Origin of the sequence: Streptomyces cyaneus (assembly GCF_004028635.1) — a bacterium.
Classification (GTDB): Bacteria; Actinomycetota; Actinomycetes; order Streptomycetales; family Streptomycetaceae; genus Streptomyces; species Streptomyces cyaneus.
The window spans coordinates 265612-280986 of sequence record NZ_RQJW01000011.1 but is presented as its reverse complement, the minus strand read 5'-3'; the positions used below and the strand labels follow the sequence as shown (position 1 = coordinate 280986).

Annotated in this window: 16 protein-coding genes and 1 pseudogene; 3 read left to right on the top strand and 14 right to left on the bottom strand. The window is 64.4% G+C overall.

Annotation, left to right across the window (positions count from 1 at the left end):
- Window positions 1–133: 133 nt before the first annotated feature.
- Complete coding sequence (locus EHO50_RS35070; protein WP_246101701.1) at window positions 134–697, top strand: hypothetical protein; 564 nt, start codon at window positions 134–136, stop codon at window positions 695–697.
- Between the two features lie 127 nt (window positions 698–824).
- Here EHO50_RS35070 and EHO50_RS35065 read toward each other — a convergent pair whose 3' ends face one another.
- Genes EHO50_RS35065 through EHO50_RS35055 form a run of 3 tightly spaced genes read right to left on the bottom strand, consistent with a single transcriptional unit; the run spans window position 825 to window position 3141 of the window.
- Complete coding sequence (locus tag EHO50_RS35065) at window positions 825–1535, bottom strand: hypothetical protein (protein WP_128435269.1); 711 nt, start codon at window positions 1533–1535, stop codon at window positions 825–827.
- Window positions 1532–2815 carry a putative T7SS-secreted protein gene (locus EHO50_RS35060; RefSeq protein WP_181449742.1) on the bottom strand — a complete coding sequence of 428 codons (1284 nt, stop codon included), beginning with the start codon at window positions 2813–2815 and terminating at the stop codon, window positions 1532–1534. The genes EHO50_RS35065 and EHO50_RS35060 overlap by 4 nt, the downstream gene beginning before the upstream one ends.
- Complete coding sequence (locus tag EHO50_RS35055; protein ID WP_128435268.1) at window positions 2815–3141, bottom strand: hypothetical protein; 327 nt, start codon at window positions 3139–3141, stop codon at window positions 2815–2817. Before EHO50_RS35055 ends, EHO50_RS35060 begins: the two co-directional genes overlap by 1 nt.
- 199 nt (window positions 3142–3340) lie before the next feature.
- Between EHO50_RS35055 and EHO50_RS35050 the strand changes: the two genes are divergently transcribed.
- Window positions 3341–3979, top strand: a complete 639-nt coding sequence (locus tag EHO50_RS35050; RefSeq protein ID WP_128435267.1) for a hypothetical protein — start codon at window positions 3341–3343, stop codon at window positions 3977–3979.
- Window positions 3980–3994: 15 nt separating this feature from the next.
- On the opposite strand, the pseudogene EHO50_RS35045 reads toward EHO50_RS35050, so the two are convergent.
- The 3 genes and pseudogenes from EHO50_RS35045 to EHO50_RS35035 all read right to left on the bottom strand — a co-directional run bounded on the left by EHO50_RS35045 (window position 3995) and on the right by EHO50_RS35035 (window position 7036).
- Window positions 3995–4820 (bottom strand): annotated as a pseudogene (locus EHO50_RS35045) (IS5 family transposase).
- 80 nt (window positions 4821–4900) lie between these two features.
- Window positions 4901–5359, bottom strand: coding sequence for a hypothetical protein (locus EHO50_RS35040; RefSeq protein ID WP_246101699.1), 459 nt, complete (start codon window positions 5357–5359; stop codon window positions 4901–4903).
- Between the two features lie 1197 nt (window positions 5360–6556).
- On the bottom strand, window positions 6557–7036 hold the full coding sequence (locus tag EHO50_RS35035) for a hypothetical protein (RefSeq protein ID WP_128435266.1): 480 nt from the start codon (window positions 7034–7036) through the stop codon (window positions 6557–6559).
- A gap of 117 nt (window positions 7037–7153) precedes the next feature.
- Between EHO50_RS35035 and EHO50_RS35030 the strand changes: the two genes are divergently transcribed.
- Window positions 7154–7336: a hypothetical protein gene (locus EHO50_RS35030; RefSeq protein ID WP_128435265.1), complete on the top strand. Its 183-nt coding sequence runs from the start codon at window positions 7154–7156 to the stop codon at window positions 7334–7336.
- Between the two features lie 30 nt (window positions 7337–7366).
- Here the strand turns inward: EHO50_RS35030 and EHO50_RS35025 are convergent, their stop codons facing one another.
- The 8 genes from EHO50_RS35025 to eccB form a co-directional block, all read right to left on the bottom strand.
- Window positions 7367–7681, bottom strand: coding sequence for a hypothetical protein (locus EHO50_RS35025; RefSeq protein ID WP_128435264.1), 315 nt, complete (start codon window positions 7679–7681; stop codon window positions 7367–7369).
- Between the two features lie 18 nt (window positions 7682–7699).
- Window positions 7700–8992 (bottom strand): S8 family serine peptidase, encoded by a 1293-nt coding sequence (locus tag EHO50_RS35020; protein ID WP_246101718.1) that lies wholly within the window; start codon window positions 8990–8992, stop codon window positions 7700–7702.
- 158 nt (window positions 8993–9150) lie between these two features.
- Entirely contained in the window at window positions 9151–10695 is a 1545-nt protein-coding gene (locus tag EHO50_RS35015) for a WXG100 family type VII secretion target (RefSeq protein WP_128435263.1), read from the bottom strand.
- Window positions 10696–10737: 42 nt separating this feature from the next.
- The gene (locus EHO50_RS35010; protein WP_128435262.1) at window positions 10738–11085 is read right to left on the bottom strand and encodes a hypothetical protein; all 348 of its coding nucleotides are present in this window, start codon (window positions 11083–11085) and stop codon (window positions 10738–10740) included.
- 64 nt (window positions 11086–11149) lie between these two features.
- Window positions 11150–12277: a type VII secretion-associated serine protease mycosin gene (gene mycP, locus EHO50_RS35005; RefSeq protein WP_246101697.1), complete on the bottom strand. Its 1128-nt coding sequence runs from the start codon at window positions 12275–12277 to the stop codon at window positions 11150–11152.
- Between the two features lie 516 nt (window positions 12278–12793).
- Complete coding sequence (locus tag EHO50_RS35000; protein ID WP_128435260.1) at window positions 12794–13078, bottom strand: WXG100 family type VII secretion target; 285 nt, start codon at window positions 13076–13078, stop codon at window positions 12794–12796.
- 100 nt (window positions 13079–13178) lie between these two features.
- Complete coding sequence (locus EHO50_RS34995; protein ID WP_128435259.1) at window positions 13179–13490, bottom strand: WXG100 family type VII secretion target; 312 nt, start codon at window positions 13488–13490, stop codon at window positions 13179–13181.
- A gap of 241 nt (window positions 13491–13731) precedes the next feature.
- On the bottom strand, window positions 13732–15339 hold the full coding sequence (eccB, locus tag EHO50_RS34990; RefSeq protein ID WP_128435258.1) for a type VII secretion protein EccB: 1608 nt from the start codon (window positions 15337–15339) through the stop codon (window positions 13732–13734).
- Window positions 15340–15375: the final 36 nt, after the last annotated feature.

Genomic DNA, 15375 nt, shown 5'->3' with positions numbered 1-15375 from the left:
CGCGGGCACGGGAACCTGCATAGACTCTCGGATCATGCCGACGTTCCCTCCGCATGGTCCCGCCTCCACCGCCACAGTCATCCCCTACGGCCGTAGAGTCGCCCGGCAAGGGTTCGTCCTTGGTGGGGTTCTCATGGTGATGGGTGCCTTCTTCGTGGTCCTCGCAGTGGTCATCACAGCGGGGCTTAACGGCAACGCCCCCCAGCCAACGGGACTTGTGGCGCTGCTCTTCGCGACCATTGGCTACTCGGGCTTCAAGATCTTCCGCTCGGCCCTCTCATTTCGGCATCTGGCCATGAGCGTCGATGAAGCGGGGCTGTGGCTACGCGCCCGCAATGGGGAGAGTGTCATCCGGTGGGACACCCTCGCCGGGGTTGCCGTCCATTGGAGCGAGACCGGCAACCGGGGTCGCAGGCAGTACTCGATCGAGCTGTGCCCGAGCGGCCCGATCGACCGCGACGACCGAGTCCTGTGGGTCCTGGTCCGTGACGAAGAACCCATTCGCCCCGGCCTCCCGCGTCTGCGTTATCGCATCCCGACCAACGGCGAATACGCCCGGCATCGGGAGCCCCTGGTTGAGGCGATCCGGCAGCACGCACCGCAGCTGTGGCTCGGCGAGACGCAACGCGAACCGGGCCACTGTGGCTTCCCCGACGTCGAGGGACACCGGGATCGCACCGCCGACACCGTGCGCTGAGGCTGCGGGCCTTGGTTGCGCCTTTCTGGCCAGCCTCAACCGGCAGCTGGAGTCAACCGCATGGAGTGTTGAGCTCGCAGGGCACCCGAGTCTCCTCACGCACGGCGGTCCTTGCGCCTTCCCGCGACTACCCGAAGTCGGACTTCATAGCTTCCGCGGCGGAACCGGGAACCACCGGCCCGTGCCCTTGTTCCCCTTCGGCTGTCGGATCCGTGAACGACAGCGTGCGGGCTGTGCCGAGCAGCACCGAACGGTAGTCATCCGCGAGTTCGACCGCCGAGGTCACCAGCTGCACGGTGATGATCGACGACGTACGGGGCTCCGGTACCGCCACGGTTCCCTGCCAGACCGAACCCTCCAAGGGTTCCTTCTGCCCTTCGGGGGGAGCGCCAGGTGCCACCGTTTTACGTACCTGCTCGGTCAAGAAGCCGATACCAACGGGAAGTTCGATGGGTTGCATGCCGTTGCTCGCGTTCCCTCCCGCATTGCCGGTCACCATGCCGGCGAGGACGCGCGTAGGGTTCGCTCCCTCGGAGGGGAAGGCTGAAATCGTGAGGACCGACAGCGAAGCCTCTCCGTTGTCGTCCGGGTGCATACCGAGGGCACAGACAGCCACCGGCTGCTTCTGTAGCAGCATCACGGTCATGGCGTACAGGCGGAATGTCTGGTCGGCCCGCTCACGGGCTTCCTCGGGAAGTCCGTTGATCTGTCGGGCCAGTTCTGCAACTCCCTCCTCCGTGGGGTTGAGGTCCAATTCCAGATACCCATGGGGGAGCCCGTACCAAAAATTCGGCTTCGGCCTGGTGTCCGTTGCCGCGACGCCGAAGTGGTTGTTCACAGCCGGATACTCCCTGCGAGTTCAGCGATGTCGGTGCCGAAGGTCCCGAGCGTGCCCGCCGCGCCGGAGAGGGCCACGCCCGCCTTGGTGGCCTCCGTGGAGTCGTGGCCGATGCCGTCTTCCGGAAGCAACCCGACGGTCTCCGCCGAGGAGACGACGTTCGCGGTCGCGTTGACACCGTTCAACGCCCAGTCACGCACCTTGCTGGGGGCAGTGGCGACATCCATGGCCCTGTCCCAGTTGACGGCCTTCACTTCGGTCGCGAAGGAAGTGACCTTCGAACCCAGCGACATGGCCTCACCGCCCTCCCTGGCAACCGCTGCCGCCAGGCCCACCTCACTTCCCGCCCGGGCCAGGATGCCGACTCCAGGTACGACGCCGAGGGTGTCGCCGACGACGGAACCCCATGCGGTCAGACCCGCTTTCCACCCGTGCTCCCCCATGAGCGAGTCCCTGAAGTCCTCGCTCGCGAGATTCTTGCTCAGCGCGGCAGCGCTGGCCACGATGGCAATGGCGGCGAAGGCGGGAGCAAGAGGGGTGGGGAAGAGCGCCAGGAGACCGGCGATGGCGCCGATCGTTCCGGCGTGGTCCAAGAGCGCCTGACCCACGTTCTTGAGGAATTCCCCGATGCTCTCAAGGGTCTTGCTGAACCACCCCGGCTCCTTGGGCGCCAGGTTGTCGTCCGCCTCGTCAAGTTTCTTGGCGACGCTTTCGGCCTTTTCCTTGTTCTCGCTTTCAAGGGTGCGGGCCTTGGTGAGGACGTCCTCGTACGCCTGGTTGGCGTTGTTGAGCTGAGTGGTCGCCTCGTTCAGCGAACGCTCGGCCGCGCGCAGGCGCGCTGTCGCGGCGTCGGCCTCCTGTTGACTGGGATACTCCTTCCCGGCCAATTGGAGGTCGGGGTGCTTGGCGGCCTCGTCATGGTGCTGCTTCGCCTTCTCGGCGGCGGACTTCTTCTCGCCGGCCTCCTCGTCGTACTTCTTCGCCAGGTCGCGGTGAGAGGAGAGGTCGCCGTTCCAGTCATCGAGCGACGCTGCGGCCTTGTCGAGCGAACGCGCCGCGTTCCTCATGTACTTCGGCAGTTCACCGTCCAGCGCATCCCGGAAAGCGTCCGCCGCGTCACCTTCCCAGTGCGCGCTCTCGCCGAGCAGCTTCTCGATCTGGCGGTGGGAGCTGTCCAACGCGTTCGCCGCGGCCTTCACCTTCCGCTGCAGTGCGGCGACTTCAGCAGGGATGCCGGGAACCGGATTCCATCCGAGGTTCGGATACGGGTTCGTGGCCATCAGTTCTTCCCCCCGCCACCTGAAGTGGCCGAGTCCGCCATCTGCTTCAGCGTTTTTTCCAGATTCTCCTCGAATTCCTCATAACTCAGCTTGTTGGCCTTTACGCCCTCACTGATGCCGCCGATCATCTCGCTCAACTGCTCAGACCCGTATTTCCATCTCTCTTGGAAAGAGTCACAGGCCTCGTCCAGTCGCGATGTACCGATCTCGGCGCTGCGGACATGCGAAAGCGCCTTACGGGCGTCGTCGAGGTCCTTCGTTGCTTGTTGCAGTGACTTGACGAATTGGTCCAACTGATCGATGTCAACCTTGAAGTGGTCCCCCATACAGCACCCCCATAACGACAAAAGGAGAGAATTTAGGACAACATAGACAGGCGGGCTTCCCCTTGCACTGCCCTGCCGGGCGGCAGCTTATATACGAGTAGAGTGGTGTGTCGATCGCGCTCGGATATGAGCTCTCGAAGGCCCTGCTGTGTGTAGTCGATGTCTCGTGAGCTTTCGAAACCACATACGAGGAGAACTTGTGAAAGAGAGCGGTGCAGGCCTTCCCTTCGACAAGCCTGACACGCAAGCCGATCGAAGCACGGCCAACGTGTCGGCCCCTCTGCACAAATGTGCTTTCGACCACCCTGAAACCCGAGCGGCATGGGAGAAAGACCGACGCAAAGCGAAGAGAGGGGGCTGGGTCTGGCACTCCCTGTATGCCCTGTCATGGGTGGTGTGCTTCGCGTTCAGTGCGAATGCCTCAAGCGATATCGCCAAGGATCGGGCCGCTGGAGCCCTCGTCCTCGTAACGTTCTGCTACCTGTTGCTTATCTATCTGCGCCGCGACGTCATGGGGTCCCTGAAGCGCATCCGACGTGTGCTCGAGCAGCATCCCTGGCAGCTCATCCCCGCGGCGCACAGGCCTTCAGGCGTCAAGGACGTAATGGGTGTCCCCGTCCAACTCCAGTACCGCGCAGGCGAAGAGCTGACTGGTCTTATGTCCGCGCGGAATCCGCTTCGACGACGTCACTGGCCCGAGGAACTGGAGCACGGCGCCTGGTACGCCGGTGAGGTCTGGCAGGCAGGAGGCGCCAGGACGCGCGGATTCGGTGTCCTCACCGTCCCTGGTGGCGGCGAGCTCATGGAGGTATCGCGAGAGACGGCGGTGCGGCGCTAAGAGCTCGTAACACGATCATGGGTGGACCTTCTTGAGACGTCTCCAGCAGATGAGGCCGCAGGCCAGGGAGACGAGTGCGTCGTGCAGGTCGAGGCGTCTTTCCCAGCGGACGGCCAGGCGCTTGAAGTGGTGCAGGAGCGCGAAGGTCTGCTCAACAACGTAGCGGAGCTTGCCCAGGTCCTTGATGTTCGGGCGCCCTTGCGGGAGATCACCGGCAGGATGCGACGCCTGCGCAACTGGCGCCGGTTGGGGTTGCTGTCGTAGCCCTCGTCGCCCAGAAGCGCGTCGGGGCGCCTGCGTGGACGGCCCGGCTTCCCGGCGACGGGCGGGATGCCGTCGACCAGGGCGAGGGTCTGGGTGACGTCGTTGACGTTGGCCGCGGTCGTGATGACCTTGAACGGGGTGCCCCTGCCGTCGCAGATCAGATGGTGTTTACTGCCCGCCTTCCCGCGGTCCACCGGTGACGGGCCGGTGGCTTCGCCCCCTTTTTCGCGCGGATGTGGGAGGCATCCACGCAGACCCGCGTCCAGTCCAAGGCATCGGCCGCGTGTAACTCGGCGAGCATGATGCAGTGCAGCTTCTCGAAGACGTCGGCCTCGTGCCACCGGCCCAGCCGGCGCCAGCAGGTCTGTCCGGAGCCGAACCCCAGCTCCAGCGGCAGTAGTTGCCAGCTGACGTCGTTGCAGAGCACGTTCCGGATGCCCCGCAGGCACAACCGGTCATCCACCGGCTTGGGACCGGGGGCCTTCTGCGGCCAGGGCGGCAGCAACGGCTCGATCAACGCCCAGAGGCCATCGTCCACAATCCACGGTCGAACACTCCTCCCAAACGGCCGAATCATCACACCGGTCACGCCCGTCCCGCTGCGGCATCGGCACGCGTATCTACGACGGCCAGGGCGATGCATCGGAAGCCGGAACGTCATCCAAAGGAAGGCGATCGCGGTGGTACTCCGACTCCAACCAGTCCTCCCCCACGAAGACCGGTCGCGACATCCGCACGCCACCGACCTCCTCCCAGATCGGTCAGGGCGAGGGAGTCATCGGGTGTGTACAACAAGCAACTCGCGTGCTCGGCTGCGTAGTCAAGGAGGATCTGATGCGCCTGCTCGGGATCGCGGCCGGCCAGTGCAAAGTCCGCCAGCAAGACCTGCGGACCCGTGACCGCATCCAGGGCAATGCACGCCAACTCGCCCGCCTCGTAGAACACCTTCACCCCGTCGGCGAAGTCTTCCTGCTCGTAGGGACCGCCCACCCGTTTCTGCGGCTCAGAGACCCGGAGCGCATCGGCGACCTCGGCCGGGCTCATCCGGAACCGCAGTGGCCCCAGCCCGGCTCCGGGCAGCAACTCCCAGTGCTCCCGTCTCTCGCTTGCGCCCACGTGATCCGCCCCTTCGAGTGACCATTCCTGCGGCCCGGCAGCGCGTGCGAGACCAGCGCCAAAAGTGCCACCTGAACTGCCCGAGCGCCAACTGAAGCACTCGGCCGCACCGACCTCAGCAAGATCGTGTTACGAGTTCTTAGGGGAAATTGGGGGCTGTTACTCCTCATTCGCTCTCCTCAATGGCGCCTCTTGGCAACAACTGCCAGCACTTCCTTCTCGATCAGGCCCAGCACGAGAGAATCCGCCCTCCGGTCACCCCGCCCATGCTCTGGTGCGGCGCGTCAGTACTTGCCGCACAATGAGGTTCAACTGGCAAGGGACTCGAGTTGCTTACCGATCGGCTACTTCGTGCCAGCGGACCGGGCAACAAGCTCATCCTGGACCAGGAGCTCGGTCAGCTGCCTCGTGCGGCGGCCAGCCGTGACTATCCAGGCAATAGGAAGGGCAAGGATTGCAACTGACGCCAAGAGCGCCGTACCCGCAGTACCTACCCCCAGAGTCGTGATCATCAAGGCCAGTAGCGCAGCTTGCAGGGCTGCGAATCCAACGCCGTGCAGTGCGGGGTCCCAGACCGGCTGGGTCCTGATGGCACGTAGTTCGCGGCCGCCTGGGAGTTCCTTCGACACCGGCACTACCGTGCCATCCGATATCACGGAACCAGGATCACCATCAACCCACCCGCGGACGTATCGGTGACCCGACGCAACAAGCACAGCTTGGGGCCTAGCAGAGCCGAGGTTCCCACTACGAGGTCGTGGAGCACAGTAGAGCTGGGCTTTCCCAGCAATGCCGGCAGCCAGCGAAACTGGATTAACCGCTCGGTCGATAACGAGGCGCAGACGAGCGCCATCCGGTCCTTCGAGGAGCAGGCAAGGATTCGGCCGGCTCAGCTCAGGCCCGTTCTGTTCTCGCTGCACCGCCACCTACCACAGAGACGTCTAGCATCCGGACGCGGCCAGTCTTCAATGCCGGAAGTGAACTCCCGACACTGCCGCATACCAACGCCAAGAAGAGCCACCAAGCGGTCCACCCAGCCACCAAGAGGATCAAAGGCAACCCAGCAGGCCCACCAGCCTTCTCTTCCAAGGCTCCCCGGTCGCTGTCAAGAATCACTCCCAAAGATCCTGCCGAAGGTGCGTACAGTGCCCACACCTCATCGCCAGGACGCATCGGTTCGTCTGAAAAGGCCTTGCCTCAGACAGTCCGACTACCGGTAGCGAATGGGATCGAGACTTCGACCTCGGAGGAGTAAGTGGTGTTTCGCGTCCGCTGGTTCGTGGAGTGCTCGGACGAGAGGACCTTATGGACCTTGACCTCACTGATGGCGTAGCCGACATCGGTGATGCGCCGCGCTTCGGCGGAGTAAGTGGACGTCGCGAAGACCACGAGAAGGACCGGCACGATGGTGAGGAAAAGACCAAAGCCCATCCATGCGCTGCGTTGCGCCGGCCACCAATACCGGCGTCCGGAACCGGTGCCCAGGGTTGAGGTTCTGTTCCGACGAAGGGCGATGAAGCCACCGATAGCTCCTGCAAGAGCGACAAGACAGCAAACAAGCAGGTCCCAACGGGGCGTTGATTTGGAAGGCGCTGCAAGAGCACATACTACGAGTGCTGCCATCCCCAAGCCGATCAGCGCCAGGCAAACCCTCATGACAGAGAACATGTTGCTCAACCCAAGGTCTTCTGTGAAATTGCGCTGTCCCGCCGAGGGTTGTGATCGGATCTACTGTCCCGGAGGAGTGGGGTACCCCGGATAGGGAGTCGGGGGATACGGCTGCTGTCCCGTCGGATGGATCGGCTGGATCGGCTGCTGCGGCGCGTAACCCATGTTCTGGGGGTACATACCGGCGCCAGGACTGATCTGACCGGCACCAGAGTTGCGGCGGCTACGCAGTACGGCGAAGACGACAACAGCGCCAATTACGGCCCCAAGGCCGATAACGCCAACCGCAAGGACAATGAGGCCCACTGAGGAGATCCCTTCTCATTCTTGGCGTCTAGGTCACTGCAGGATTGCGAGTACGACGAGGCAGAGGGACAGGGTCATCGCGTGAGTCCCTGCCCCTCGCCTCTTCAATGCGCGATTGCCATCGCGGTACCCGCGCAGCATGACCAAGAGACCCACGTGTGTACCGATCAGATCCAACACGGTCAGCCACAACAACTTGCCAGACGTGATCGAAATGACGAGGAGCAGCCAAGGGGCGACGACCGCCATCCCCAGCAAGACGGTGACGAATTGGTTCGCGGTACGCGACGCCATCTCGTCGTCAGCAGCTCGGGCATTCAGCTCCGGTAGTTGCGAATTCACAGCCACTCCGATGAGGAGTTCCCTCTACTGCCCTTGGTGCGGGGGCTGTTGAGCATAGGGGTTGGGGTGCTGTGGGGCCTGTCCTTGAGGCGTGGGGTAGCCCTGGTTGGGAGCCGTGTTGGGGTGCTGCTGGTAGCCCGTCGGGGGCTGGGGCGGGTAGCCCGTGCCGTGAGGGGAGGTTCCGCCGCCGGAGCCGGGGCCGCCGTTGCCACCGTTGCGGCGGTTGCGGAGCACCGCGAAGAGGATGCCGATGACGACCACGGCGGCTGCAATGCCAGCGATGAGGAGGAAGCTGCCCGAGGAGGACTTCTTCTTTTTCTTCTTGGCCAGGCTCGTGCTGTCGTTGTCGTCGGAGGCGGCGCCGGAATTTGTGGACGTGGACGGGGAGGACTGCGCGAGGGGGCCCTGCTTGGAGCCCTTGGGGATGTCCATCGTCAAGGCAGTACCGGGGCGGGCGATCCCGTAGCCGAGTTCCCTGTCCGGGGCCGTCCTGCCCTTGTTGTTCAGGAAGGACGCCGACTTGATCAAGCGGTTGATGATCTGGCCTGCGGTTAGGTCGGGGTACTTGGAGCGGAGGAGCGCAACGATGGCTGAGACGTAAGCGCTGGAGCCAGAGGTTCCGTCTGCCACCGAATAACCACTACTTGTGGTCGGGTCAGCCTGGGCCACCTCCACTCCGGGGGCTGCGACAATCACGTCCCCGGTGTTTGACTTAGACCAAGGGTTGAGGCCCTTGTCCACAGCAGCGGCAGCCACCACGCCTGGGAGAGCGGCCGGATAATTGACCGTCCCTGCGTCGTTGCCCGTACTCGCTACAACCACGACGTCGTGTGCTTGCGCATATTCAATTGCCTTGGCAGCTTTCGAGCCAGGGTAGGCGGAAGAATCGTCGAGAGACAGGTTGATTACTTCCGCACCCTGCTCAACCGCAAAGCGGACTCCAGCGACCCAAGCCGCCGTATCAATCTTGCCATCAGTCTCATCCACCCCCCGCGTCACGCTCACCCGCACCGGGAGAATCTTCGCTTTGGGCGCAAGACCCATCACGCCCGCAGAAGCATTTGTCCCATGCCCGTGTCCAGCGATGAGACTAGCCATTGCAGTGCCATGTCCCACGTTGTCTTCGTGAGGGTTTCCAGCTCCGGTGAAGTCCTTACCAGGCAGAACTTGCCCGGTGAGATCCGGATGACTGGAATCTACGCCTGAGTCAATTACAGCGACTGTTACGCCCGCGCCTTGCGAGGTTTTCCAGACCTTTTCTGCGCCATACACCGTCAGCGGCCACTGAGCATCTCGGACTTGATCCGCCGACGCCATTGGGGCCGAAGTGAGGAGCAAGGCTCCTGTCAACGTCACGACTCCTGTCGTGGACCAGAATCGCTTGACACCCAATTCCTTGCTCCTCACTCAACTAAGACTGGTTTCACCAGCCTTCACAGCGGACCGGAACCAATGGCTCCGGTCCGCTTGCCTGTCTATTCGATGGTTCGGGGCACGTTCCGGTTGCGGTCCTCCTCCGAGATCCAGGTCTCTTCGTCCTCGACCAAGTAGTCGGGACGGTCACCCCGGCTGTTCTCGTCCTCGGACCGTCGGCCATTGCGACCAGCCATGCCGCCGGCCCCGCCCGCCATGGCGCCGCGCTGGCTTCCGCCACGGCTGCCGTGGAGGCCTGCACCGCCACCGGCACCCTTGCCAGTGACTCCCTTCGCCGCGCCGACCACGCCGCCACGGGACTTCGCAAGAGCTCCCCGGCCGCCAGCACCAGCACCGCCTCGGCCAGCTGCGCCAGCTCCGGCGCCACCCATACCGCCCATACCGGATCGTCCTCCAGCGCCGCGGCCTGCTGCCGCACCGCCACCAGTCAGACCACCGCGACCGCCAACGGCGCCAATGCCGCCACGTGCGGCAGCACCGCCCGCCAGGCCAGATGCTCCGCCAGGGGCCACGATGCCGGAACCTTGAGCTCCGCTGGTGCCGAAGTTGCCACCACCGGCGCCGGGTCCGCCAACGCCCGTGCTGGGGCCAGTCCCTGTCAGGCCTGGGGAGATGCTGTCAACCTTCGTTCCAGCTGTCGGGAGCTGGGAACCGCCCGTGATGCCAGGGTCACGGGGCACCGTAGGCGTCGGCTTAATGTTCGTCGTCGGCCCCGCGCTCCACGGCTTGGCCGTGGTGCCTCCCCTACTCGGACTTGAGCCGCCACCAGACGGCACAGGGATAGGGGGAGGCATCGGCGTTTGGGGGTTCGGGGGCTGGAAGGGATCCTTCGGGTCAGTTTCTCGAAGATTTCCGCTCGAGTAAGCCTTGTAATTGACCCCCAACTGCTCCATGATCGCCACCCCCTTCAGCTGCGCTTCCTTGCCCGCAGACAGGGAGTCTGCATTCGCCTTGGCGGCGGCCTCAGTACTCACGCCCTTGTTGATGTCTGCCAGCAATTGCTCATCGCTGCGCTCATCGTCCGTGAGTTTGTCCCAGGCCCTGTCCCAGCCAGAAGGTTCTTCGACCTCCCGCATCTGGGTCATGGAGTTCCGCAGATCGTTCTGGACGGCGTGCATGGTTTCGCCGTAGTGGTTGGCCCATGCAGATCCGTTCCGGATGTTCTGCATGATCTCGTTGGCCTTCTTGCGGAATGCCTCGGCCGCCTCGCCCTCCCAGTGCTCGAGGACGTTTTCAATGGCGCTCTGCATCATGCCCGCGACGCTGTCCTTCGCGGATACCGAGTCCACGCCACCGGTCTTGCCGTCGCCGTCGCCACCGGAAAGGATGTTGTGGACCGACTTCCAGTGCTGGCTGACCTCGTAGATCCGGCCGGGGTCCGCGTCCAGGATCATGGATCGCAGCTCCGGGATACTCATCTTCATGAAATCCGAGTCGAGTTTGCTGCGGTCCGGCCCCCCCATACCGCCGTCCTTGGTCGACTCAAGCCTTTGGTCGTGCTTGTCCTGGATGCGCTGCTGCTGTGCCTTCTGCTGAGCCTCGTAGTACTCAGGGCTGTTGTAGTAACCGCCGTAGCCGTAGCCCATTGCCGTAACGTCCCCTCTGTCAGTGACCTGCCGCTGAACCGATTAGTAGGCCGAGCCCGTAGACCCGCCGTTGGGAGCAGCGCTCACGCCCTGCTTGTTCGCCTGCTCCTGGTTGCTGTACTTGTCCCTGACCTTCGAGGTGCTTGTGCTGAAGTCGTCGATCAATTTGTGCAGATCTCGAATGATGTTCTCGATCCGGGTCTTCTGCTTCTGGTGGGCCTCATGAAGCTCGTTGGACTCCAGGAACCTCATGCTGCCGAAAGCCGTGCTCGGGATGTCCGTCTCGTACTTGGCCTTGGTGTTGGCCTTGTCCATATCCGAGAGAAGGCCGTTGAGCTTGCGGATGACGTTATCCAACTCGCTCAGATCAACCCGCATACCGTTACTCATACCCCGTTGTCCTCTCCCCTGTTCCTCAAGTTGTCAGCACCCGCTCGGTGCCCAAGTTGCCCAGTCATCGCACAGGTCGGCTACCCGACCGACCAACTCGGCCATCCCGCCGACTACGCCAGTCCCGCACAGCCACCCCACTCCCCGCAACCACAAGCGCCAGAGCCAGCCCCGTGCCCAACACATAGATAGCTACCCGGCGTTCCCGCTCGGCTTCGCTCTCCCCCATGGTCACAGCCATCGGGACAACCCCACCCGCTCCAGCCGCGACCGGCGGATCCGGCTCCGGGGACTCGCCCGGTGTCGACTCCTCCTGCAACGCGGCGACCGGGTCGACGACGCCCCACCCGATGTAGGGGTTGGACTCGCGCCCCGGGCGCTGAGCGGTTTCCTCGATGCGGGTGGCGATCTGGGCCGCGTCCCACTCCGGATACTTCTGCTTCAGCAGAGCCGCGACCCCCGCGACATACGGCGCCGCGAAGCTCGTGCCGTCCGCGGTGCACTGGCCGCCGAGGGGGACCGTCGAGACCATGCTGACACCCGGTGCCGCGACGTCCACGAACGTGCCCGACTGTGAGAAGGGGGCGCGTTCGTCATTGCGGTCGGAGGCGGCCACCGCCAGGACGCCGTCGTAGGCGGCCGGGTAGGTCTTGGCGAACTTGCCGTCCGCTCCGTCGTTGCCGGCGGCTGCCACGATCAGGGCGCCCGCCTTCACCGCGTCCGCCACAGCGGCCGCGAGGGTCGGGTCGTCCTTCTTGTTCTGCGTGTCCGAGGAGATGTTGATGATCTTCGCGTCCTGGGCCACCGCATAACGGATCGCGTCGGCCATGGTCCCCGCGTCGCCCTGCTTCTCCTGTCCGCCCGTGTAACGGAGCGAGAGGATCTTGGCGGCCGGTGCGATGCCCACGAAGCCCGTGCCCTTGAGCGGGCGGGCCGCGATGATGCCTGCGACCCGGGTGCCGTGGCCTTCGATGTCCTTGGTGGCGGCGCCGTCGACGAAGGTCTTGCTGCCTGAGGCCATGGCGTTGGTCAGCTGGCGGTTCGAGGCGTCGACACCCGTGTCGATCACGGCGACCGTGACGCCCTTGCCCGTCGCCTGTCCCCACAGCTGGTCCAAGAGGACGCGCTGGAGCGACCACGGCGTGGACTTGATGACCTTGCCGCCGAAGACGCACTCCGTGCTGTCCGCCAAGCCGAATTCCGTGCCGGCCGAGACAGTGCCGCTTGAACCACCGGCCTGGACGGTGCCACTGGAACCAAGGGTGCCTGCGGCCGTGTGGCGCGTGGGCACCGACGGGTCTGCGAATGCCGGCGTGGCCGACACCGACGTACAGCAGATTCCCGTCACCGCAAGCACGCCAAAAACCCGCTGCAGTGCGCGGGTTCCACTGTTACGGCTACGCGAGCGGGCTGTCCGGCCCTTCACGCTCAGGCCCCCCATGTTCAGGCCCCCAGGGCTTCCTTGCTTCTCTCGAAGCTGGGTCATGTGTGTGTGACGGATGTAGCGGATGTAGCGGATGTCGCCGGTATCGCTGATGTAGCGATACGTGTGAAGATTTGCGGGATTTGCTGCAGGTAGCCCCATAGACGCTGCCCACGATCCCGCAGAAGTCGTGCACGACCCCGAAGCAGAGGTCGGCCCAGTCGACGCCGGGGCGTCGGCTGGGCCGATTCTCTTCATCTCATGCCCCTGGGGCCGCCGACGAGCTCAGTTCCAAGTGTTGGCGTTGCTCTTCTCGGTGGCCTGGTAGTTCTCGGCCGCGCTCTGCAGCGCCGTGGAGATCTTCAGCAGCGTCGCGTGCAGGTCGGCAGCGGTCTGATCCCACTCGCGCTGCTTGCGCTGGTAGCCCTCCTGCGCCTCACCTTCCCAGGTGTTGGCGACACGCTTGACCGCGGCCTCGAGGTCGTCGAGCTGCTGCTTGATGCGGCCGGCGGTGGACTTCACGTCCGTGGAGGCGTTGGTGATGGTTGCGTAATTGACGAGGATCGACATCGTCGTTCCCTTTCAGGAAGATTCGAAGGAAGTCTGTGGAAGCTGGGAGGAACTGAAGAGCTTCGGGAGAAAGTGAAGTACTTCAGACCGAACTGCTCGATCAGCCGAAGTCCGACATGATCTTGCTGATCTCCGAGTTCTGCTGCTCTTCCGACGCGGAGTAGTTGCTCCGCGTGGAGTCCACGGCTTCCTTGATGTCGTTGAGGATGTCGCTCATCCTCTTCGCGTCCGCGTTCCAGCGGTCCTGCAGCTGGCGGTAGGACTGGGCCGCCTGGCCCTTCCAGCCGCCGGCGATCTGGTCGATCACTCCGTTGAGGCGGCGGATCTCGCCCTGCAGCTGACCGTTGGCGGTGTTGATGTCACCGGAGAGCTTGGTGAGTTCGTCCTCTGTTACCCGGAACTGCCCGGCCATGATGAACCTTCCCCCATGTCGTCGTTGATCCGGGAAACCTGCACTGGTGCCCGGAGAAGCTTCGCACCGTTGAGCGCTGCAAACACTCTATCGTCAGCCTGCCGCACAGCCACAGGCACGGCCAATCAGTTACACGGCTCACACACTTGAGCGATCATCTTGTGACCCGTGAGCCGTCTTACTGCCAAGTGCGCCTGCTGGCAAGCCTGTTGGTACGCCTGCTGGTACGCCCGTTGGCGGTCTACTGACTCTGCTCCTGCGCGGCGCTGCCGGTGTCCAGCATGGGCCCCTTCGGGATGAACGTCGCCCATGTCTGCGGCACGAACAAGGGCTGGGAGGCGTCCTCGTAACCCAGCCGCGTACGTGCCTTGTCCGTCTCGCTCGCGTCACCGCTCGAAGAACCCGAAGCGTCCGAAGCGCCCGATGCCGAGTCGCTGCCGCTTCCCTTCGCCGCACTGTCGTTGCCCTTCGGCAGCGAGTACCGCAGGCCCGTGTCCGTCAGCAGGTACTGCGCACCGCCGCCCCCTGCCGCACCCATGACCTCAGTGAAGAGGAGGCCCGAGCCGGATGAGACGTAGGCGCTGAGCGAGTCGGCGATGACCCTCTTCGGGTACGCCGTCCCGGCCCAGGCAGCGAGCTGCGGCTTGTTGCCCTCGCCGATGGTGCCGTCGTAGACGCTGCACGAGGTGTTACGGGGCTCGCCGTTCGCCGTGGTCGCGGGGTTGGCCTGCTGCGGGACGGTCTGGGGCCAGCCCTTGTTCTGGTAGAAGCGGTTCGCCGGGCCGTTGTTGGCCGTGATGATGTCCTGGGGGGCGACCTTGATGTCGTCGATCGCGTCCGACCCGTACGCCGTCTGGGCGGCGGGCGATGCCTTGAGCAGGGCCGCGACGAAGGGCGTGATGGCAGCGATCTCGTCCTTGAGGACGACGTAGTACTTCTCGCCCTGCGCGTCCCGCGCCTTGAGCACTCGGCCCACCGTGCTCGCCTCGGGGGGAAGTCCCTGGACCGAGGTGGCCTCGCCGACGTTCGGGACCGTGGGGAAGGTGATGACGCCGCCTTCGTTGAAGGTGTGCAGCCACTCACGGCTCACCGGTTGCGGCTCGGCATCCCGGCCGACGACGGCGGCGCGCAGCAGCTCCATGGTGGCTTTGTCGAGACCCGCCGTGTCGCCCAGCATGAAGAGGTTGCCCTTGCTGTCGACCAGGAATTGCCGTCCGGTCTGGCGGTCGACGACGTAGAGAACCTCGCTGGGGTCGACCTTCCCCGCGTTGGCCAGCGACTTGGCGTCGTCCTTGTCGAGGACGAAGACGGCTCGGTCGATGGCTGCGGTTGCCGATCCCGGGGTCGGACGCTCGCACACCGCCCAGGTCTTCGCCGTCTCCGCGTCCTCCTTGGAGGGCAGCCGGTCGGGGGCGTAGGGAATGCCGATCGTCGCACCGTGCCGGATGCCGCTCTTGTCGATCTCCTTGCCGGGGACCTCGAGGACGGTGCCCTTGCCCTTGTCGAGCAGGAGCTTCGCGGAGGCGTAGTTGAGGACCGGGTGGAGGACCTTCTCCACCTTGCTGTCCTTCGGGTTCGGGTCGAGGACCACGTACCGCGTCGTGGAGTCGCTGTCGACGATGATGTACTCGCCCGGCGTGTCCCATCCCTTGGGTGCCGTGGGCTTGATCACGCCCCAGGCGATGAAGCCGATCACCAGCACCAGGCCCACGCCGAGGCTGGGCATCACCGTACGAATGGGACGCGGAGCGCCTTCCTCGGAGCCGCCCGGCGACGGCGCCAGGAACGCCGCGACGGTGCGCTTGCGAGCGAACGTGTAGGCGGCCAGCTCATCCCGACGCTTTGCCATGGTCCCCGTTTCTCCCGTTTGTGATGCTCGATCGTG